The organism is Pantoea jilinensis (assembly GCF_019104105.1).
Lineage (GTDB): Bacteria > Pseudomonadota > Gammaproteobacteria > Enterobacterales > Enterobacteriaceae > Pantoea > Pantoea eucalypti.
Genome location: NZ_CP077746.1, coordinates 2,108,185 through 2,127,064, shown reverse-complemented (window position 1 = coordinate 2,127,064; position 18,880 = coordinate 2,108,185). Strand labels below are relative to the sequence as shown.

Below are 18,880 nucleotides of genomic sequence, written 5' to 3'. Positions count from 1 at the left end.
TGTCCTTCTAATAATAAGCAATTAAGTGTAAAGTACACACATTATTCCTGCCTCTGGATGGCGTCAATGAAAAGTGTGCAAAATACACATAAATACGATGCGCTGCACAATTGTCTGCTGACGATTGCTAGCGCGCTTAACCGGCCCCAGCGCGATGTAGCGATGATTAAAGCGGCGGGTATCGACCTCGATCGGGCGCTTTTTCCGCTTCTGGTGCAGGTCAGCCGGTTCGGGCCGATCGGCGTGGGTGAACTGGCCGATCGGGTAGGGCGTGACTACAGCACGGTCAGTCGTCAGGTCGCGAAACTGGAAGAGACCGGACTGGTCCGGCGGCAGAAAAACCGGCAGGACAAAAGAATTAACGAGGCAGCAATCACCCTGGATGGCAGAGCGATGACGGATAAAATCGATGCGCAACGTGTGCAGGTTTATCAGCGCGTCTTCCGGCACTGGCCGGAAAGCGATCGTGATACGCTGGAACAACTGCTCAGCAGATTCGTGTCCGACTTTGGTCAAACGGAAGGCGATGAAAATGATGAACAAAAGTCTGATGCAGGTTAAGGGAAGAGAAAACCATGCCGGTTAATTTCGATCTCAACGATCTCTACGCCTTTCGCGCGCTGGTGGAGTTTGGCAATTTTCGCCTGGCGGCGGAATCGATTTGCCTTTCACAGTCGGCGCTAAGCCGCCGCATCGATAAGCTGGAAACCACGCTGGGTATTAAGCTGTTTGAGCGGACCACACGCCGCGTCACGCTGACGCTGAAAGGGCATGCGTTTGCTCAGCGTTCGGAAAAGCTGCTGGCCGATTTTGAAGAGGTCATGGCCGATCTGAGTGAGGTGAGCTTAGCCCGCACCGGACTGATTACTGTGGCCTGCGTGCCGTCAGCGGCCTACTATTTCATGCCCAACATCATCCGGCTGTTTCAGGTGCGCTATCCCCGCGTACGCGTGAAACTGATCGACAGCAGTGCGGCTAACGTCTATGACGCGGTGATTGGCGGGCAGGCTGACTTCGGCATCAGTTTTTCCAGCCGCTCGCAGCCGGATGTGCATTTTCAGCCGCTGATGGATGACCCGTACGTGGCGGCCTGCAGGCGAGACCATCCGATAGCAGGCAAAAAGAGCCTGAGCTGGCAGGCGTTTTATCAGCATGAATGGATTGGGCTGGATAAAACCTCCGGCAACCGTAACCTGCTCGATCAGGCGTTACAGGCTGTTATGCCGGAGAAGCCCTGTGTCTGTGAAACCCGGCACGTGACAACTATGCTGGGGATGGTTGAGGCGGGGCTCGGCATTGCTGCCGTCCCCGCCATGTCGCTACCTGGCTACGAGCACGCGCTGCTGACGGCGGTGCCGTTAACCGATCCACCGGTGAAACGCACTGTGGGCCTGCTGCGCAAAAATGGCCGGATACTGTCACATATCGCCAGCGAACTGGAGAACCTGATCATTGAACAGTATCAGCGACTTTAACCGGTTTTGACGCTTTCACGGTGTGCAGGCCGCTGGCGTGGACAGCCTGCTGAGCCTCGGGCGAGGCGAGCCAGTGCAGCAGCTTCGCTGCCTCATCTGGCTGTGCTGACCTGCGCACCACGGCACCGGCAAAACGAGTGGTGTATTGCAGCTTGTCCGGCAGTTCACCAATGAAGGTTACGCCTGAAACAGGCAACAGCTCACTGACCTGCTGAAACCCGATGGCGTATTTACCTTCAGCAACCTGGGAAGCGACCGGGATGCGTTCAACTTCTACCGCCTTGCCTTTAACCTGATCCTCAATGCCCAGCCGTTTGAACAGCTGACTGCTGACATATTTGCCGCTGGCGCTGTCAGAATAGGCGATGGAAGAGGCATTCAGCAGGGCAGTACGCAACTCACTTTCGCTGCCGATTTTAATGGGTGTGGCACCCTTTTTAATGACGGCGCCAATGCGGGAGTCCGCCAGTTCAACCCGTGAGCCTGGCAGCGTCGCGCCCTCTTTTTGCAGATTGCTTAGCGCATCGCCAACCATGATGACCACATCAGCCGGTTCACCGCGTGCCAGCCGGGCAGGAATGGCTTGCGGTGTTTTACCCATTGACGGACCAGCAACGGTGTTGATGGTGATCCCTTCCTGTTTTGCGAATTGTGGCGACAGGGTATCCCACGCTGCTTTAAACCCGCCGGAGATCATTACCGTCAGTTCTTTTGCCTGCGCTGTGACGCTGCCTGCCACGCTAAACAGCAGGGCAGCATAAAGTGACATCGTTTTCAGTTTCATCTTCCGTTCCTCAGCTAACAGTTTCATGGGCAGGCGTGACGGCACTGCGGGTACGACGATAGAGGTAGAGTGTCGCGCCCAGAGCGCAAACTGCCGCAAAACTCATCCAGTAACCTGGCGAGGCTTTATCGCCGGTCATCTCAATCAGGCCGGTTGACATCACCGGGGTAAAACCACCGAACAGCGCTGTTGCCAGGCTGTAGGCCAGTGAGAAGCCCGCCACACGGACTTCCGCTGGCATAATTTCGGTCAGCGCCGGGATCATCGCGCCGTTGTAGAGCCCGTAGATCATCGACAGCCACAGCAGCACACCCAGCATCATCGAAAAGCCTGGTGCCGCCGCCAGCATGCTCAGGGCCGGATAGGTGGTGACGATCGCCAGCAGTGTCATGGCGACCAGTACAGGCTTACGGCCAAAGCGGTCGGAGATCGCGCCGCCAATCGGCAGCCAGATAAAGTTCGACACTGCTACCAGCAAGGTCACCAGCAGGCTGTCAGAGGCGCTGAGCAGCAGCACTTTTTTGCCAAAGGTCGGCGCATAAACCGTAATCAGGTAAAACGCCGTGGTGGTCATCGCCACCATCAGCATCCCGGCAATCACCACCTGCCAGTTAGCCAGCAGGATGCGGAACACCTGCTTCACATCGGGATGGCTGCGACGGTTGTTGAACGCCTGTGTCTCTTCAAGTTTGCGACGCAATATGAAGATAAACGGCACAATCAGACAGCCAAACAGGAACGGAATACGCCAGCCCCATTCACGGATGGCGCTCTCTTCCAGCACGGCGTTGAGGATAAAGCCCATCGCCGCCGCCACCATAATGGCGACCTGCTGACTACCCGACTGCCAGCTGGTGTAGAAGCCCTTGCGGCCGGGCGTAGCGATCTCCGCCAGATAGACCGACACGCCGCCCAGCTCCGCGCCGGCGGAGAAGCCCTGTAACAACCGACCGATCAGCACCAGCATCGGCGCCCACAGGCCAATGCTCTGGTAGGAGGGGATCAGCACGATCATAAAGGTGCCTGCCGCCATGATGGAGAGCGTGACAATCAGGCCCTTACGGCGACCGACCTTATCGATGTACGCCCCCAGCACCACTGCGCCAATCGGGCGCATCAGGAATCCTGCGCCAAATACTGCAAAGGTCATCATCAGTGAGGCGAACTCACTGCTGGCCGGGAAAAAGGTATGGGCGATGTAAGTGGCATAGAAACCAAACAGGAAGAAATCGAACTGTTCGAGGAAATTGCCGGAGGTAACACGAAATATGGCGCCAATCCTGGCGCGATGAGTCATGGGTGAGGTCGTTTGCATCAGTAACTCCAGTAAGGTTTGACGCTTTTTGCCGCGCCTGTTACTGAAGAGTGGATCAGCGCCCGTCGCTAAATAAGTGCAAAAAGGGCATTGATTGATGTGTGGGGAACATGATTTCTGGGGGTTATCATATAAAACCTATTTTATTCAGTAACTTGAATCGGGTGGCTGTTTTTCTGCTCATGTTAACGTGCGTGAGATAAGTTTGCGGAATTGTGACAGATTTCATATGCGTGTTACCGTCTAAAACGGAGATTCTGGCGTGACCAGAGGTCAGCGATGCTGGGGGCAAAGAGGTTCAGGACCGAGGTGGCGTGGAGGCATCAGGCAACGGTGATGTCGAAAAACGTACGTAGAGTTGCAGGTAGCGCATCTGATGTTCGGGTCGTGCCTCGGCTTCAAACAGTACGGCAATCATCGCTATTTCCTTTGGGTAAGAGCAAAAAGGGCTGTAGCGCAAAAATAGCGGGCGGGGCAAAGCCATGCTTCGGCCAGTGACGAAATATGACTGTAAAGGTGACAGCCCGAACAGTCTCATGATGGAGCAAAGCGTATGTTCAGCGGACTCAGTGCCTTTCCCCTTACTCCTTTTGCCGATGGCAAACCCGATGAAGCGGCTTTTATTCGGATCCTGCGCAGGCTGACGGAGGCAAAAGTCGATTCTCTGGGCGTGCTGGGGTCCACCGGCAGCTACGCCTGGCTGACACGGGCACAGCGCAGGCGCATTGCCGGGCGGGCCGTTGAACATGCAGAGGCGATTCCAGTGATGATCTGCATTGGCGCGATAAATACTGATGAGGTGCTGGCGCTGGCAGAGGATGCGCAGCAGGCGGGCGCAGCCGCTTTACTGCTGCCACCGCTGGGGTATCAGGCGTTGAAAGAAGATGAAGTGTTTACGCTGTTTGAAACCGTGACGCGACACGCCTCGGTGCCAGTCTGCATTTATGACAATCCGCGCACCACCCATTTTACGTTCTCCGATGCGTTACTGAGCCGGATTGCCTCACTTCCCGGTATCGGGTCGGTAAAAATTCCCGGTGTTCCGGCGGCGCAATCGGCAGCAAATGATCGCCTGGCCCAACTGCGCGACATACTGCCTGCTTCCGTGTCGGTTGGCATCAGCGGCGACGCGTCTGCTGCCAATGCGTTGATTGCAGGCTGTGATGGCTGGTATTCCGTGTGCGGCGGGCTGTTCCCACGTGTCGCGAAAGCAATGACCGACGCAGCAGCAGCAGGTGATCATGAGAGCGTCAGGGCGCAGTCGGAGCGCCTGCAGCCTTTGTGGTCGCTGTTCCGCCAGCACGGCGGCAGCTTCAGGGTGATGAATGCCGCAGCAGGTCTGCTGGGACTGACGGCACGCGACTGCCTGCCGCGTCCGCTGTTGCCACTCTCTGATGCGGATAACCAGCAGATTGCTGAGGTGCTTGCGGCACTCGATCTCTCGTAAATTTGCAGAAGATGTTAACTGTGCCGCACCAGGTTAAAGCCTTCCTCCTCCTGCGGCGGTTCAAAATAGCGGGTAATCAGCGTGAACTGCTCGTCCGTGGCGGCAAAGGCGTGTTCGCCGCTCTGATTACGGGCGTGCAGACGCGCTTTACACAGCGCGTCCGGCATATCCAGATAATGCAGGCGATGGTCGGCAGAGGATGCCTCAATCACCGAGCGCATCCAGTCACGATTCCCCCGGGTGTTGGCCGGAAAATCGAGCACAACCGATACGCCTGCGTTAAGCAATGCGACCAGATGCGGCGTCATCGCCTTCCTGAGCTTTGCCGCAACACGCGCGTAATCAGCCACCGATTGCATCTCATCCTTATAGAGTGCGGCCAGCCACTGATCTTCGCTGATCACTACGCAACCGGGCGCAGCACCCAGCTGCGCTGCCAGCGTCGATTTCCCGGACGCTATTTTTCCACACAGCAGATGCAGCGTGGCGGAGAAAGAGGTCATGGTCATAGCACGCCTGTGGAACCTGATAATAAATCGGGGAGATTCAGGCTAACAAAAGAGTTGAAAGAGAAGCAATGAGAGTCGTCGGGTCGGTTTAACAAGGTCGTACACGTATATCAGCTATCAGCTATCAATATTCGCGTCGGTGTAAATTACGGTGCAAAAAAGCGGCAGCTTTTCAGCAGAGGTGACGCGCCTGAACGGGGAAATACGGTCAGGCGGGTTTTCGTGGTAATGCCCGGTGTTGAATCTGTGCTGAACAGCCAGCTACAGACTTCATTTTTGGGCCATCAGCAACGTCAGCAGTTCACGGCAACAGGCTTCTTCTTCAGCACTGTCCGCAGAGGCCAGATGACGCAGTAGCTCCATACAGCTTTTTTCCTTGCCCGCTTCCAGTAACTCTTCGATTAGAAAATTAAGTTTATCCTGCTCAGATGCAGCAAAGGATGAACGGAACTCACTATTAACCGGCGCGTTGTGATTCAGCGGCAAGGTAAGGGTGTTTTGCATCGGCATATTATTATCCTTTTACGGGTTAAAAAACGAACTGGCGTTGTCATTAAACTTATACAACGATCTTCATTTTGTACAGAAGTGAGCCCGAATGATTTTTTACAGGAAGCTAAGCGCAGCGCGGCATGAGGGGAAACTGTGGTGAATCATTCAGTTAGCTGGGAAGGGAATGGTGGAAAAATTGTACGCGTTTTAAGTCAAATTTTTCGTGCAGGCAAAATGGGCAGTCATGCGGCAGTTCATGAGGCGGCCCGCCGGGCCGCCTGCACTATTTCGTGGTCAGGAAATCTTCGCGCTGTGGCGTAAAGGTATCCAGCAGCACGCCAGCCTCAAGACAGACACAGCCATGAACCACATTGGGTGCTTTATAGAGTGTGTCCCCAGCGCCAACTTCCCGGGTTTCACCGTTGATGGTGAAGGCAAAGCGTCCGCTCAGCACATAGGTCAGCTGCTCATGGGGATGATGATGCAGCGGACCGATGGCGTCTTTTTCAAAACGCACTTCAACTGCCATCATTGTGCCGCCATGTGCCAGTACGCGGCGGGTCACGCCGTTACCCAGATCTTCCAGTGGTCGCTCTTTGTGGTAGATAAACATCATTGTCCTCACGCAGTCGTGGGCGCTGCAATGGCCGTTTTGTGATGGGTCTCACAGCACCAGGGTGAATTAATCCATGCACTTTAATGGTTTTTCTCTAAAATGAAACGGTGTTTCATTTATTTTACGAGGGTAGATCATGAAAATCGCGTTAATGATGGAAAACAGTCAGGCCGCTAAAAACGTTACCGTGCTGAAAGAACTGGAAGGCGTCGCGCAGCCGCTGGGCCATCAGGTCTTCAACGTCGGGATGAGCGATGAGCAGGATCATCATCTGACCTACATTCACCTCGGCATCCAGGCCAGCGTGCTGCTTAACAGCCAGGCAGTGGATTTTGTCGTTGCGGGCTGTGGCACCGGCCAGGGCGCTCTGATGTCGCTTAACATCCATCCGGGCGTGGTCTGTGGCTACTGTATCGATCCGGCGGATGCTTACCTGTTCGCGCAAATCAACAACGGCAATGCCTTATCTCTGCCATTTGCTAAAGGTTTTGGCTGGGGCGCTGAGCTGAACCTGCGCTTTATCTTTGAAAAAGCGTTCACGGGCGAGAAGGGCAATGGCTATCCGCCAGAGCGCAAAGAGCCGCAGGTGCGAAACGCCGGTCTGCTGAATCAGGTCAAGGCTGCGGTGATCAAAGAGAACTACCTTGATACCCTGCGTGCCATCGATCCTGAACTGGTTCGCACCGCCGTCAGCGGCCCGCGTTTCCAGCAGTGCCTGTTTGAGCATGGCAAAAACCAGGAGATCGTTGCCTTTGTGCGTCAGCTGACCCACTAACGCATTCGATATCACAGGGCCGGTCCAGCCGGCCTTTTTTGATTCTTTTCAGATACCCGCTGATATTCAGCCCGGCTGCGCCAGCGCCGCATGATTGTGGCGACTCGCTTCCACCAGCATCCGCGTATAGGGCATTGCGGCGCGATCGGCCACCAGCGTCGGCACATCCAGCGTCTCCAGCACTTTGCCCTGTTGCATGACGGCTACGCGATGGCAGAGATGCGCCACCACGCCAAGATCGTGCGTCACCATCAGATAAGTCAGGTTCTCCTGCTGCTGCAGATCGCTGAGCAGATTCAGGATCTCTGCCTGCACCGAAACATCCAGTGCGGAGGTCGGCTCATCCAGCAGCAGCACGCGTGGCTCCAGAATCAGCGCCCTGGCAATTGCCACGCGCTGACGCTGACCACCGGATAGCTGGTGGGGATAACGCGTCTGCCAGGCACGGTTCAATCCGACTTTATCCAGCATCGCCACGACCCGCTGCTGACGCTGCCCGATACCCTGAATCTGCAACGGCTCTTCCAGAATGTCGCCCAGCGTGTGACGCGGATGCAGCGAACCGTAAGGGTCCTGAAACACCATCTGCACCTGCCGACAGCGCGCCCGAACGATGTGATGCGCCAGTGGCTGACCATCAATCATCAGCTCTCCCTGCCAGTGAGTGAACAGCCCCGCCAGACATTTCAGCACCGTGGTTTTGCCCGAGCCAGATTCACCGACCAGCCCGAAGATTTCACCCTGATTAACCTGCAGATTTACGTCGAACAGCACCTGATTCCGCGCGCCTTCATCGCCAAAGCTGAGGTTGAGATTTTTTACATTAATCATCACCACTCCTTAATCGGTTAACCAGCTTGCGTGACGTTGTAACACTGGCAGGCGTGTGCGGCGGTGATCAAGGTCGGGCAGCGCCGCCAGCAGTCCCTGCGTGTAAGGATGCTGTGCGCGATCGAGGTCACAGGCGGCCAGTGACTCCACGACGCGCCCGGCATACATCACCAGCACCCGATCGCAAAAGCTGCGCACCAGATTGATATCGTGACTGATAAAAATCAGCCCCAGTCCGCGCGCTTTCACCAGATCATCGAGCAGTGCCAGCACCTGCAGTCTTACTGAGACATCCAGCGCAGAGGTCGGCTCATCGGCAATCACCAGTTCCGGTTCGGTGATCAACATCATGGCAATCATCACGCGCTGACCCTGACCGCCGGAAATCTCATGAGGATAGAGCTGATAAACCCGTTCTGGATCGCGGATCTGCACTTCCTCCAGCATTGCCAGCGCCCGCTGACGTGCTGCCGATTTCTGATCGCGATGATGACTACGCCAGGCCTCGGCGATCTGCTCACCAACCCGAATCACCGGATTCAGCGAATATTTCGGGTCCTGCATAATCATTGAGATGCGTTTGCCACGAATGGCGCGCATCTGCGCCGGGCTGGCGTGCAGCAGGTCGATATCGCCAAACTGCATCCGGCTCGCCTCAATGCGCGCCTTCGCCGGATGCAGCTGCAGCAGGGCGCGACCCACGGTCGATTTACCGGAGCCAGACTCGCCGACTATCGCCAGCTTCTCCTGACCGAGCTGAAAAGAGACGCCGCGCACCGCCGGGGTTGCCTGGCGTCCGTTAATAAAGTTCACGTGCAAATCGCGCACGTCGAGCAACGGCGTGGCGTTACTCACTGCGGGGATCAAGCAGGTCACGTAGGCCATCTCCTAAGAAATTAAATGCCAGGCTGTTAATCAGGATCGCCAGACCGGGCACGGTGACCACCCACCAGCACTCAAGCATGTAGGTGCGGCCGCTGGCGATCATCGCGCCCCATTCCGGATCGGGCGGCTGTGCGCCCAGCCCGAGAAATCCCAGCCCGGCGGCAGTGAGGATAATGCCCGCCATATTCATGGTGATGCGGATAATCACCGACGGCAGGCAGAGCGGAATAATATGTTTCCACAGCACCCGCAGCGGCGATGCGCCCTGTAAACGGACCGCTGAGATAAAGTCCGCCTGACGCAGCGACAGCGTTTCGGCGCGCGCCAGACGGGCGATAGGCGGCCACGCGGTGAGCGTAATGGCAATCACCACATGCTCCAGACCCGGGCCCAGGGCGGCAACAAACGCCAGCGCCAGTACCAGGCTCGGGAAGGAGATAAAGATATCGGTGACGCGCATCAGCACGCTATCGACTTTGCCGCCGAAGTAACCGGCGGTGACGCCCAGCAGCAGGCCCAGTGGCCCGACGGTGACCGACACCAGCAGTACAATGTAAAGCGTGATGCGCGCGCCCCAGACCAGACGGCTGAAAATATCGCGGCCAAACTCGTCGGTGCCAAACCAGTGGGCTGCACCGGGCGGTGTCAGGGCGTTGTTCAGATCCTGAATCAGCGGATGATATGGCGCGATCCAGGGCGCAAACAGTGCGACGATACAGAGCAGCAGCACAATGCCGCCGCCAATGGCGGTGAGGGGATTACAGGCCATGCGCCAGAGGAAATAGCCGCAGCGGGCTGCAAACCGCTGGCAGCGTGCCAGACGCTCGCGGGAGTGACTTACAGAGGCAGTGTCAAAGGAGATCGTCATACTTTGGTCCTCGGATCAAACACCTGATAGAGCAGGTCGGAGATCAGGTTAAGCAGTACAAAAATCAGGCCCACCACCAGCACACAGCCCATCACCGCATTCATATCGCCCAGCATCAGGCTGCCGGTGAGGTAAGAACCAAAGCCGGGCCAGGAGAAGACCGTTTCGATCAGTACCGCGCCCTCCAGCAGCGAGCCATAGGCCAGCGCCACGACGGTCAGTAGCTGCACCAGGATGTTGCGGAAGGCGTGCTGCCAGATCACCTGCCATTCGGTCAGGCCTTTGACCCGTGCGGTCAGGATGAACTCCTGCGAGAGCTGCGCCAGCATAAAGCTGCGCGTCATGCGGCTGATGTAGGCCATAGAGTGAAAACCCAGCAGCGAGGCGGGCAGTACCAGATGGTTGAGTGCGTTCCAGAATACCTGGCTGTTGCCGGCCAGCAGGGCGTCGATCAGCATGAAGCCGGTGCGATGGGGCACAATGCCATCCAGGCTGAAATCCACCCGTCCTGCGCCGCCGACCCAGCCGAGATGGGCATAGAACAGCAGCAGGCCCATCATGCCGACCCAGAAGATCGGCGTGGAGTAACCGGCCAGACTGAGCATCCGCACCACATAGTCGATGACGCTGTTACGGCGTGCCGCCGCCAGCACACCCAGCGGTACGCCGAGGCCCGCACCAATCACAATTGCCAGCGTGGCCAGCTCTACTGTGGCGGGAAAGACGCGCAGAATGTCGTATACCACCGGCTGACCGGTGAGCAGCGCATGGCCGAGATCGCCATGCAGCAGCGCGTTAAGGTAGATGCCAAACTGTACCCACATCGGTTTATCAAAGCCGAGCTGGTGGTAGACCTGCTGGTAAGTGGCCTGATCGGCGTCGGGGCCGACAATCGCCAGCACCGGATCCAGCGGCATTACCCGGCCAATAAAAAAGGTCAGCAGCAGCAGGCCGAACAGGGTAATCAGCACCTGCACCGCGCGATGGGTGATGCGACGGCACTGATGTCGGGTCAGGGTCAGAATCATGGGGTGCCTCCCGCCAGGGCTTCAGGGGTTTTCCAGACGTCGCGCAGAAAGGTGGTCGCGGAGGGATGGGGCTGATACGCCTGCACCCGGTTACTGACCACCACGGAGTCGAGCATTTGTGAAATCGGCATCAGCGCAGGCACCAGCTGGTCATAGCGTTGCTGGATGGCGAAATAGTCCTGCTGCTGACGGGATTTGTCGCGTTCAACCAATGCCTGATCGATCATGCGGTTAAGCTGCGCGTCGTAGAAACCGGTGCGCCAGCCCTGAAAGTTAGTCAGCCGGGCGCTGTCCGCATTGTTCGGGTTGTAGACCAGCGAACGCAGGCTGGAGTGGGGATGCGGCTCTACACCGCTGCCGCCGCGTCCGACCAGCAGATTAAACTGACGATCGCGCATCGCGCCATAAATCTGGTTGCCGGTGCCGGTAATGATTTTTGCGCGAATCCCGCCCTGCAGCAGCGTTGACTGCACCGCGATGGCGATATTCAGGAACGGCTGATCGGCCAGCACCCGCAGCGTGGTGTCGAAGCCGTCCGGATAACCCGCCTCAGCCAGCAATGCCCGGGCACGCGGCACATCGAGCCGGTAACCGGGGTCGGGGAGCGTGGCGGGCATCCCGGCCTGAATCGGGCGCTGATGGAGTTCGCCGTAGCCGGTCATCAGGCTCTTATTGATGCCCTGATAATCGACCAGATAGCGGACCGCCTCACGCACTTTGCTATTCCCGAAGTGCGGATCTTTCATGCTCATCGCCAGGTAATAAATCGTCCCTTTTCTGACCGCGTCGATGGTGAGGTCGGGATCGTGGCGCAGGGCGCGCACGTCGGGGATCGCCATGTTACTGGCAATATCCAGGTCGCCTTTCTCCATCATCAGCCGCAGGGTCTGCGACTCCTGAAGGTGGCGGAACACCACCCGCGACATTTTTGCCTCTCCGCGCCAGTAGTCTGCCGCGCGACTCATCCGCAGCACATCTTTTGCCTGCCAGACATCCAGCCGGAACGGGCCGGAACCCGCTTCATGCGTGGTCAGCCAGCGGTTGCCCCAGTCGCCATCAACCTCATGCTGCTGCACCGTTTTGCGGTCCAGGACCACCATGCTGCCCAGCGCCGCCAGCGAGTAAATCACCAGTTGCGGATCGTTTGGCTTAGGAAGTGTGATCACCAGCGTGCGGTCGTCGGGGGCGGTGATCATCTGGTCAACGTTGTCGCGGCTGAAACCGTACGATTTCCACACCGACGCCTGCGCCAGATTCAGATGCAGCACCCGCCGCATCGACCAGACCGCATCGGCGCTGGTGAGCGGATTACCGGAATGAAACCTGACGTTGTCACGCAGGTGAAAGGTCAGGGTGCGGTTATCGGGGCTCACTGACCAGCGTTCGGCCAGCGCCGGGCGCACCTCGGTGAGCTGCTGCGGGTTCAGCTCAACCAGGCCGTCATAAAGATTCACCACTATGCCGACCACCTCGTTGCCGGTCATGGCGGCCGGATCCAGGGTGAGCAGGTTATTCATGTTCATGCCGACGATTAGCTGATCATCCGGCGTTTTTGCCTGGATAGACGCGCTGCCCGTCAGCACCAGCAGCGTGATCAGCCACGCGCCACATCGTTGTGTCAGGGTCATAAGTGAAGTCCAGCAGGTCAGAGGTTTTTTCCCGTTTACCGCGTCGTCAGAGGTGCGCGGTAACGGGGTTCTTATTGTGTGCCGTACTTTCGGAAGTGCGATTTACCAGCGATTCAGCGTATGAGTCTCAATCCAGCTGAAATTAATATCTTCACCCAGTCCGTTTCCCGTGGGCAGGGTGACAAAGCCCTGATCGTCCATCGGATCAATCAGGCTATTGAGGTAGGCAGGCGGCGTCTCATAATCCAGGAAGGGATGCAGCAGGCCGCGCTCATACCAGCGGCAGTTACGAATCGCGCCGACCACCGCCAGGCTTGCTGCACCGTTGCCGTGGACTTCACAATCCATACCAAAGGCTTCAGCCAGACTGGCCACTTTCAGCGTGGCAGAGATGCCGCCTACGCCATTGGCACCCGCACGCAGAATGTCGCACGCGCCGGCGCGAACCCAGTCGGCACGGCTGTGATGTTTACCGCCCAGACTTTCCGGGCCAAGCACGTCAATAGAGAGGTTGTCCGCCAGCCAGGCGTAAGAGGCCATGCTCTCTTCTTCCATTGGCTCCTCAAACCAGGCGAAATTAAGTTTTTCCAGTGCCTTGCCGATGGTCAGCGCGTCACTTCGGCTATACCAGTGGTAGCCATCCAGCATCAGTGCGATATCAGGGCCGACCGCTTCGCGCACTGCCGCGCAGGCTTTGATATCCATCGCCGGGCTGGGCGCAAAGGAGACCGGCGGCATCCAGGTGTGCAGCTTGATCGCCTGATACCCGCGCGCCACCAGCTTTTCAGCAAACTGTGCATACTCATCGGGCGTCGATAAACCACCTTTCAGCTCATCGCCACACATGGTGCTGCCATAAGCCGGGATCTTCTCGCGATAGCCGCCCAGCAGCTTGTGGACCGGCTGTTTCAGTTTGCGCCCAATCAGATCCCACAGTGCCTGCTCCACAGCGGAGAGCGCCCGTTCGGTGAGCTGGTGGGCACTGCCGCGCTGCCAGTGCACCAGGTCCTGCCACAGACGCTCGCGGTCAAAGGCGTTCTGACCGATCAGCACCTTGCGGAAGAAGGCATTAACCACGTGAGAACGCACCACTTCCGGCGGCGCAAAGGCGTAACCGCAGTCGCCATCCTCGCTGGTCAGGGTCAGTAACGCCATCTGGGCATCATTCTCCGGACCCGGATGAGAGTGTCCTGCGCTGTCGGCGCAACGCTGGGTGGGATAAGTAAAAAGGGTGACATCAATGGCGCTGATCTTCACGGTTAAGCTCCTGTGGCAGGCTGTCCTGATGAATTATTAAAACGCTGTTTCATTTTAAATTTAGCGATCACAATTCATTAACGCATTAGCCAAAACGATACGATTAATGGCTAAAATATGTGCAGCCGCCCAGGCCGTTGTGAGCATATTCACGAAAGATGCGCGTTTTGTGAGCCGCGACACGCTGCGCTTTTTTGTGCCCGGAGGGAGCATTGTTTACCCTCTCCTCAGCCTGTTAACGCCGCGCTGCAAAAACATTTATTTGGATGACTTCCCCTGACCCCGGTTTTAGGTAATAGTAACGCCGTTTTACATTAATAATTCTCATTATCATTTGTGCGGGTTTTTACAATGAAAAAATGGTTTTTAGCGCTGGGGCTGTTGACGTTAGCCGGGACGGCTTCGGCCAAAATGATTACCGATGTTGCAGGCCGTCAGGTCGAGGTGCCGCAGGAGGCAAAACGCATCATTCTGGGCGAAGGGCGTCAGATCTATCTGCTGGCGGCGTTTGATACGGGTGCGCCGTTTAAGCGGGTGATTGGCTGGCGTGATGACCTGCATAAAGCGGACTGGGACGGTTATCAGGCTTATGAAAAACGCTATCCGGAAATTAAAAAATTACCGACCTTTGGTGGCGCAAAAGATGGCACCTTCAACGTGGAACAGGCGTTAACGCTGAAGCCCGATCTGGTGCTGATGAATCTGGAATCCAAAGCTGCCACCGATGAAGGCAAGCTGATTGAAAAACTGCAGGCGGTGGGTGTGCCTGTTGTGTTTATCGATTTCCGCGAAGCCCCGATGGAGAACGCGGAGAAAAGTATCCGCATTATGGGCGAACTGGTGAATAAACCAGAGCGGGCGCAGGAAATTATTACCTTCCGCCAGCAGCAGATTGACCTTGTCACCTCGCGTCTGAAAAACTTTACCGGCTACCGGCCGAAAGTGATGATTGACCGTGCAGGCGGCTACAGCGACGAGTGCTGCATGTCGTTTGGTAATGAGAACTTTGGTCAGATGGTAGAGACAGCAGGCGGTCGCAATATCGCTAAAGATCTGATTCCTGGTACCTTCGGCACCGTTAACCCGGAGCAGATCATCGCCAGCCAGCCGGATGCGGTGGTGGTGACCGGCGCGAACTGGAAGAACTACAATACCGTGGGCAAATGGGTCGGCGTGGGTCCGGGTGCCAACGTCACTGAAGCCACGGCGCGTCTGAAAGCGCTGATGATGCGCGATGCCTTCAAAACTCTGCCGGTGGCGCACAACGGCAACGTCCACGCCATCTGGCATCAGTTCTATGATAGCCCGTATCAGTTTGTGGCGATTCAGGCGCTGGCGAAATGGCTGCATCCCGATCTGTTTGCTGATTTGGATCCGGACGCCACGTTCCGCACCTTCCACGAGAAGTTTCTGCCGCTGCCTTACCAGCCAGGATACTGGGTCACGTTACCCGTGGATAAGTCCTGACAGACCGGCGATGACAGGGACGTCATCCGCCTGATTTGCAATTCCTTTCGAATAAACCCTCTGTTTCTCTTCAGATTTACTAATCTTTTACAGGCGCGGTGTCGGTTGCTCTGAGCAGCGCGACGTCTGACCCGATCCGCATTCACGTTAAAAATGGAGAGAAACATGCGCAATACCCTGGGAAGATCGGCGTTTGCCGTGACGCTTTACGCTTTGCTGGAGCCTGTGCCGCTGGGCTTTTTTGTCGCCGCCTGGCTGTTCGACATTCTCTACATGCAGACCTTTGTACAGTTCTGGACGGATGCCGCCAGCTGGCTGATTGCGCTGGGACTGATACTGGCGATTGTGCCGCGACTCATCGCGCTGGTTTATCTGTTTCGCGGCAGTGACAGTGCGGAAAAGGGCCATTTCTGGCTCTGGCTGGTGGCGATTGCGATCGCTATCGTTAATGCGTTTATTCACAGCCGTGATGCCGCCGCTGTGATCCCGCTGGGTGTGACGCTTTCGACGCTGGTGGTAGCACTGCTGCTGCTGGCGAATGTGCAACTTGCGTTACGTCAGCGTAGCGCTTAAGGAGGAGCCACCATGAACATACCGCATAAAACGCTGCTCACGCTGACCCTGACCGCTTTGCTGGCAGGCTGTGATGAGGGTGCGCTGGTCGATCCGCAAAAGCAGACGGGACCGAACCCTGAACTGCCGCAGGCGAAGAATTTCTTTATGCCGCCGATGCAGGTACCGGAAGGCACGCCCTGGAAAGCGGGCGAAATGCCAAAAGTGGCTGACGGGTTGAAGATTGAAAAAATTGCTGAGAATCTGCAGCATCCGCGTCAGGTCTATGTGCTGCCAAATAACGATGTGCTGGTGGCGGAATCCAACGGACCACCGAAGCCAACGACACGGCCTAAACAGCTGATCATGGGCATTGTGCAAAAAGCGTCAGGCAAAGGGGGAGAAGGCGGCAACCGCATTACGCTGTTGCGCAATGTTAACGGTAAATGGGAGCAGCATCGCTTTATTGAAAATCTGCATTCGCCGTTTGGTATGCAGCTGATTGGTAACACGCTCTATGTCGCGAACGCTGACAGCCTGGTGAAATTCCCCTATCGCGAAGGGGAAACGGAGATTCGCACCGCACCGGAAGAGGTGACAGAACTGCCGGGCGGACCGATTAACCACCACTGGACCAAGGCGCTGTTAGCCAGCCCCGATGGCAGCAAGCTCTATGTCGGTGTCGGCTCCAACAGTAACGTCACCGAGAACGGCATTGGCGCCGAGTATCGTCGTGCGGCGGTGCTGGAGGTGGACGCAGCCAGTGGTGCCAGCCGTATCTTCGCCAGCGGACTGCGCAATCCAACCGGCTTACAGTGGGAGCCGCAGAGCGGCAAGCTGTGGGCTGTGGTCAATGAGCGTGATGAAATCGGCTCCGATCTGGTGCCTGATTACATGACCTCAGTGCAGGATAAAGGCTTCTACGGCTGGCCCTACAGCTACTATGGCCAGCATGTGGATACCCGTGCCGAACCGCAGCGCCCCGATCTGGTAGAGAAAGCGATCAAGCCCGATTATGCCCTGAGTTCACATGTCGCGCCGCTGGGTCTGCTGTTTTATGGCGCCGATAACATGCCGCAATACCGTGGTGGCGCGTTTATCAGTGAGCATGGTAGCTGGAACCGGACACCGCTGAATGGCTATAAAGTGGTGTGGGTGAAATTCGAGAATGGCAAGCCAGTAGGGCAGCCGCAGACGGTAGTCTCGGGCTTCCTGACGGATGACGAAAAGCAGGTGCGCGGTTTGCCGGTGGGTCTGGCCAGCGACAAACAGGGCGGTGTCCTGATTGCTGACGATGCAGGTAATACCGTCTGGCGAATCAGCGCCGCGAAGTAAGTTCCGTGCTGCTTTTTTAAGCAGGAAGCAGGCATAAAAAAAGGATTTGGCATGTCGCCAAATCCTTTATTTTTTTGTTCGCTACCCGGCTGGTAACCGCGCTGCGAACGAGGTGCTCAGCACTCTCCACAGACAGGATTGTAAAATGTGCGGCTAAGGATTTCAAGTTTCGCCAAAATGCTGTATGTTTATACAGGTGTTGAGTGTTGAGCATCGCCTCATTGTCGACTGGCCGCTCCCAGGGGCACGGTTTTAAAATCCCGGCAGGCATCAGGTGGTGCTGGCCTGTGGCTTTAACCATGAGTGCCGCTCAGCCCTCTCCACAAAGATGTGCTTAGGCACCCGGCGGGTAGAGTCAAAGCCCTGGTTTGCCGAACAGCGCGCTCCTGTAAAAGGAGAAGGAAAGTGATGGAACTGACTAAGCTGATTCTGGATCTTATCCGGGTCATCTTGCAGATCATCGTTGCCCTTATGCAACTGACCGGTCACGCAGGTTAACCGGAACTTGAAACAAGGCGGAGCTAACCACTTCGCCTTTTTTCTTTGTCAATTCTCTGTCATCGGCGTTGTGTAAGGTGGTAAGGCAAAAAGCAGGCCGCCGGGGCGCTGCTTATCCAGACCGGGAGTAATATGTCCATTGCCGCCGTTGTACCTGCCCGTTTAGCGCACACCTGGATTGATGACACTGTGAAGATGCGGGAAACCACCGTGGGTCAGCAGTGTGAGATCCTGGCGCACAGTTCACTGGAATATAGCGAACTGGGTGACTTCTCCTATGTCGGCGAGCACTGCTGCCTGGCCGACACCCAGGTAGGGCGATTCTGCGCCATTGCCAATCAGGTGCGTATCGGTGCGCCAAATCATCCCATGGACCGCGCCTCTCAGCATCGCTTTACCTACTGCCCGGAGTATTATCATCACGATGCCCGACGGGACCAGGGCTTCTTTGCCGCCCGTCGCGCCGACCGTGTAGTGATCGGAAATGATGTCTGGATCGGTCACGGTGTCATTGTGCTGCCTGGCGTTACGATTGGAGATGGTGCGGTGCTGGCTGCGGGCGCTGTCGTGACAAAAAACGTTGCGCCTTACAGCGTGGTGGGCGGTGTGCCGGCCCGGCCACTGCGGGTGCGGTTTACCCCAGCGATTGCGGCCCGCCTGCAGCGCATTGCCTGGTGGAACTGGCCGCTGGAGAAATTGATGGCGAATCTGCCCGACTTTCAGCACGGCGACATCGACGCGTTCTGCCAGCGGCACGATAGTTAATTTGCTCATTATCCCGCTGACTGAGGACGCGTCTGCCTATTTAAAAATGAGCCAGCCCGCCACGCTAAGCAGTCCCACGGTCAAAATGGCAAACACTTCCCCGCGAGCAAATGCATTCGCACGCTGCTGATCGTCATTATGAATGTCATAAAAACGTGCCAGCGCACGATTTTCATCAGGGGCGGTCACTTCTTCGAATTGTTTCTCGTAGCCGCGCTGAGACAGTTCAGCCGCGCCTGCGCTGTCGCTTCTCTCCAGCACGGTAATCTGGCGTCCCTTCTTAAAAAAACAATATTCCGGCATGTGCTCCTCCTGGAACAGGGTGGCTGTGAGAAATAACCTATATGAACCGG

20 protein-coding genes are annotated in these 18,880 nt (G+C 56.8%); 8 read left to right on the top strand and 12 right to left on the bottom strand.

Annotation, left to right across the window (positions count from 1 at the left end):
- The first annotated feature begins 66 nt into the window (after positions 1 to 66).
- Both KTJ90_RS10010 and psrA read left to right on the top strand, forming a co-directional pair.
- Complete coding sequence (locus tag KTJ90_RS10010; RefSeq protein ID WP_499024413.1) at positions 67 to 561, top strand: MarR family winged helix-turn-helix transcriptional regulator; 495 nt, start codon at positions 67 to 69, stop codon at positions 559 to 561.
- A gap of 14 nt (positions 562 to 575) precedes the next feature.
- Positions 576 to 1,475, top strand: coding sequence for an L-proline-binding transcription factor PsrA (gene psrA, locus KTJ90_RS10005; RefSeq protein WP_003853527.1), 900 nt, complete (start codon positions 576 to 578; stop codon positions 1,473 to 1,475).
- Here the strand turns inward: psrA and KTJ90_RS10000 are convergent.
- The gene (locus tag KTJ90_RS10000) at positions 1,450 to 2,259 is read right to left on the bottom strand and encodes a molybdate ABC transporter substrate-binding protein (protein ID WP_499024410.1); all 810 of its coding nucleotides are present in this window, start codon (positions 2,257 to 2,259) and stop codon (positions 1,450 to 1,452) included. The genes psrA and KTJ90_RS10000 overlap by 26 nt on opposite strands.
- A 10-nt stretch (positions 2,260 to 2,269) precedes the next feature.
- Positions 2,270 to 3,577 (bottom strand): MFS transporter, encoded by a 1,308-nt coding sequence (locus KTJ90_RS09995; RefSeq protein ID WP_105099194.1) that lies wholly within the window; start codon positions 3,575 to 3,577, stop codon positions 2,270 to 2,272.
- Between the two features lie 550 nt (positions 3,578 to 4,127).
- Between KTJ90_RS09995 and KTJ90_RS09990 the strand changes: the two genes are divergently transcribed.
- Complete coding sequence (locus KTJ90_RS09990) at positions 4,128 to 5,021, top strand: dihydrodipicolinate synthase family protein (RefSeq protein WP_110411420.1); 894 nt, start codon at positions 4,128 to 4,130, stop codon at positions 5,019 to 5,021.
- Positions 5,022 to 5,035: 14 nt separating this feature from the next.
- On the opposite strand, the gene KTJ90_RS09985 is transcribed toward KTJ90_RS09990, so the two are convergent.
- From KTJ90_RS09985 to KTJ90_RS09975, 3 genes are all read right to left on the bottom strand, one after another.
- On the bottom strand, positions 5,036 to 5,530 hold the full coding sequence (locus tag KTJ90_RS09985; RefSeq protein WP_442843934.1) for a P-loop nucleotide/nucleoside kinase family protein: 495 nt from the start codon (positions 5,528 to 5,530) through the stop codon (positions 5,036 to 5,038).
- Between the two features lie 270 nt (positions 5,531 to 5,800).
- Positions 5,801 to 6,040 (bottom strand): hypothetical protein, encoded by a 240-nt coding sequence (locus KTJ90_RS09980; protein WP_008925164.1) that lies wholly within the window; start codon positions 6,038 to 6,040, stop codon positions 5,801 to 5,803.
- 265 nt (positions 6,041 to 6,305) lie between these two features.
- Entirely contained in the window at positions 6,306 to 6,635 is a 330-nt protein-coding gene (locus KTJ90_RS09975; protein ID WP_003853538.1) for a cupin domain-containing protein, read from the bottom strand.
- A gap of 139 nt (positions 6,636 to 6,774) precedes the next feature.
- On the opposite strand from KTJ90_RS09975, the gene KTJ90_RS09970 reads away from it, so the two are divergent.
- Complete coding sequence (locus KTJ90_RS09970) at positions 6,775 to 7,413, top strand: RpiB/LacA/LacB family sugar-phosphate isomerase (protein ID WP_003853539.1); 639 nt, start codon at positions 6,775 to 6,777, stop codon at positions 7,411 to 7,413.
- A gap of 66 nt (positions 7,414 to 7,479) precedes the next feature.
- Here KTJ90_RS09970 and KTJ90_RS09965 read toward each other — a convergent pair whose 3' ends face one another.
- The 6 genes from KTJ90_RS09965 to KTJ90_RS09940 form a co-directional block, all read right to left on the bottom strand.
- The gene (locus tag KTJ90_RS09965; RefSeq protein WP_033762966.1) at positions 7,480 to 8,244 is read right to left on the bottom strand and encodes an ABC transporter ATP-binding protein; all 765 of its coding nucleotides are present in this window, start codon (positions 8,242 to 8,244) and stop codon (positions 7,480 to 7,482) included.
- 9 nt (positions 8,245 to 8,253) lie between these two features.
- Entirely contained in the window at positions 8,254 to 9,120 is an 867-nt protein-coding gene (locus KTJ90_RS09960) for an ABC transporter ATP-binding protein (protein ID WP_008925168.1), read from the bottom strand.
- The gene (locus KTJ90_RS09955) at positions 9,092 to 9,997 is read right to left on the bottom strand and encodes an ABC transporter permease (protein WP_003853540.1); all 906 of its coding nucleotides are present in this window, start codon (positions 9,995 to 9,997) and stop codon (positions 9,092 to 9,094) included. Before KTJ90_RS09955 ends, KTJ90_RS09960 begins: the two co-directional genes overlap by 29 nt.
- Positions 9,994 to 11,025 carry an ABC transporter permease gene (locus KTJ90_RS09950; RefSeq protein ID WP_039660261.1) on the bottom strand — a complete coding sequence of 344 codons (1,032 nt, stop codon included), beginning with the start codon at positions 11,023 to 11,025 and terminating at the stop codon, positions 9,994 to 9,996. Before KTJ90_RS09950 ends, KTJ90_RS09955 begins: the two co-directional genes overlap by 4 nt.
- Positions 11,022 to 12,653, bottom strand: a complete 1,632-nt coding sequence (locus KTJ90_RS09945) for an ABC transporter substrate-binding protein (protein ID WP_182629781.1) — start codon at positions 12,651 to 12,653, stop codon at positions 11,022 to 11,024. The genes KTJ90_RS09950 and KTJ90_RS09945 overlap by 4 nt, the downstream gene beginning before the upstream one ends.
- Positions 12,654 to 12,755: 102 nt before the next feature.
- On the bottom strand, positions 12,756 to 13,910 hold the full coding sequence (locus tag KTJ90_RS09940; RefSeq protein WP_312544910.1) for a mandelate racemase family protein: 1,155 nt from the start codon (positions 13,908 to 13,910) through the stop codon (positions 12,756 to 12,758).
- Between the two features lie 351 nt (positions 13,911 to 14,261).
- Between KTJ90_RS09940 and KTJ90_RS09935 the strand changes: the two genes are divergently transcribed.
- The 4 genes from KTJ90_RS09935 to KTJ90_RS09920 all read left to right on the top strand — a co-directional run bounded on the left by KTJ90_RS09935 (position 14,262) and on the right by KTJ90_RS09920 (position 18,527).
- The gene (locus tag KTJ90_RS09935) at positions 14,262 to 15,377 is read left to right on the top strand and encodes an ABC transporter substrate-binding protein (protein ID WP_499024401.1); all 1,116 of its coding nucleotides are present in this window, start codon (positions 14,262 to 14,264) and stop codon (positions 15,375 to 15,377) included.
- Between the two features lie 165 nt (positions 15,378 to 15,542).
- On the top strand, positions 15,543 to 15,950 hold the full coding sequence (locus KTJ90_RS09930; protein ID WP_003853554.1) for a DUF2231 domain-containing protein: 408 nt from the start codon (positions 15,543 to 15,545) through the stop codon (positions 15,948 to 15,950).
- Between the two features lie 12 nt (positions 15,951 to 15,962).
- Positions 15,963 to 17,264 carry a PQQ-dependent sugar dehydrogenase gene (locus KTJ90_RS09925; protein WP_499024397.1) on the top strand — a complete coding sequence of 434 codons (1,302 nt, stop codon included), beginning with the start codon at positions 15,963 to 15,965 and terminating at the stop codon, positions 17,262 to 17,264.
- 630 nt (positions 17,265 to 17,894) lie between these two features.
- Complete coding sequence (locus KTJ90_RS09920; protein ID WP_003853558.1) at positions 17,895 to 18,527, top strand: DapH/DapD/GlmU-related protein; 633 nt, start codon at positions 17,895 to 17,897, stop codon at positions 18,525 to 18,527.
- Between the two features lie 36 nt (positions 18,528 to 18,563).
- Here KTJ90_RS09920 and KTJ90_RS09915 read toward each other — a convergent pair whose 3' ends face one another.
- Positions 18,564 to 18,830: a hypothetical protein gene (locus KTJ90_RS09915; protein WP_499024394.1), complete on the bottom strand. Its 267-nt coding sequence runs from the start codon at positions 18,828 to 18,830 to the stop codon at positions 18,564 to 18,566.
- Positions 18,831 to 18,880 lie beyond the last annotated feature (50 nt).

Bases quoted from the DNA above. Each gene is read 5' to 3' on its own strand.
- KTJ90_RS09925 (WP_499024397.1), top strand. From the start codon at position 15,963: ATGAACATACCGCATAAAACGCTGCTCACGCTGACCCTGACCGCTTTG.
- KTJ90_RS09935 (WP_499024401.1), top strand. From the start codon at position 14,262: ATGAAAAAATGGTTTTTAGCGCTGGGGCTGTTGACGTTAGCCGGGACG.
- KTJ90_RS09915 (WP_499024394.1), bottom strand. From the start codon at position 18,830: ATGCCGGAATATTGTTTTTTTAAGAAGGGACGCCAGATTACCGTGCTG.
- KTJ90_RS09955 (WP_003853540.1), bottom strand. From the start codon at position 9,997: ATGACGATCTCCTTTGACACTGCCTCTGTAAGTCACTCCCGCGAGCGT.
- KTJ90_RS09965 (WP_033762966.1), bottom strand. From the start codon at position 8,244: ATGATTAATGTAAAAAATCTCAACCTCAGCTTTGGCGATGAAGGCGCG.
- KTJ90_RS09970 (WP_003853539.1), top strand. From the start codon at position 6,775: ATGAAAATCGCGTTAATGATGGAAAACAGTCAGGCCGCTAAAAACGTT.
- KTJ90_RS09980 (WP_008925164.1), bottom strand. From the start codon at position 6,040: ATGCCGATGCAAAACACCCTTACCTTGCCGCTGAATCACAACGCGCCG.
- KTJ90_RS09945 (WP_182629781.1), bottom strand. From the start codon at position 12,653: ATGACCCTGACACAACGATGTGGCGCGTGGCTGATCACGCTGCTGGTG.
- KTJ90_RS09990 (WP_110411420.1), top strand. From the start codon at position 4,128: ATGTTCAGCGGACTCAGTGCCTTTCCCCTTACTCCTTTTGCCGATGGC.
- KTJ90_RS09930 (WP_003853554.1), top strand. From the start codon at position 15,543: ATGCGCAATACCCTGGGAAGATCGGCGTTTGCCGTGACGCTTTACGCT.
- psrA (WP_003853527.1), top strand. From the start codon at position 576: ATGCCGGTTAATTTCGATCTCAACGATCTCTACGCCTTTCGCGCGCTG.
- KTJ90_RS10000 (WP_499024410.1), bottom strand. From the start codon at position 2,259: ATGAAACTGAAAACGATGTCACTTTATGCTGCCCTGCTGTTTAGCGTG.
- KTJ90_RS09985 (WP_442843934.1), bottom strand. From the start codon at position 5,530: ATGACCATGACCTCTTTCTCCGCCACGCTGCATCTGCTGTGTGGAAAA.
- KTJ90_RS09975 (WP_003853538.1), bottom strand. From the start codon at position 6,635: ATGTTTATCTACCACAAAGAGCGACCACTGGAAGATCTGGGTAACGGC.
- KTJ90_RS09920 (WP_003853558.1), top strand. From the start codon at position 17,895: ATGTCCATTGCCGCCGTTGTACCTGCCCGTTTAGCGCACACCTGGATT.
- KTJ90_RS10010 (WP_499024413.1), top strand. From the start codon at position 67: ATGAAAAGTGTGCAAAATACACATAAATACGATGCGCTGCACAATTGT.
- KTJ90_RS09950 (WP_039660261.1), bottom strand. From the start codon at position 11,025: ATGATTCTGACCCTGACCCGACATCAGTGCCGTCGCATCACCCATCGC.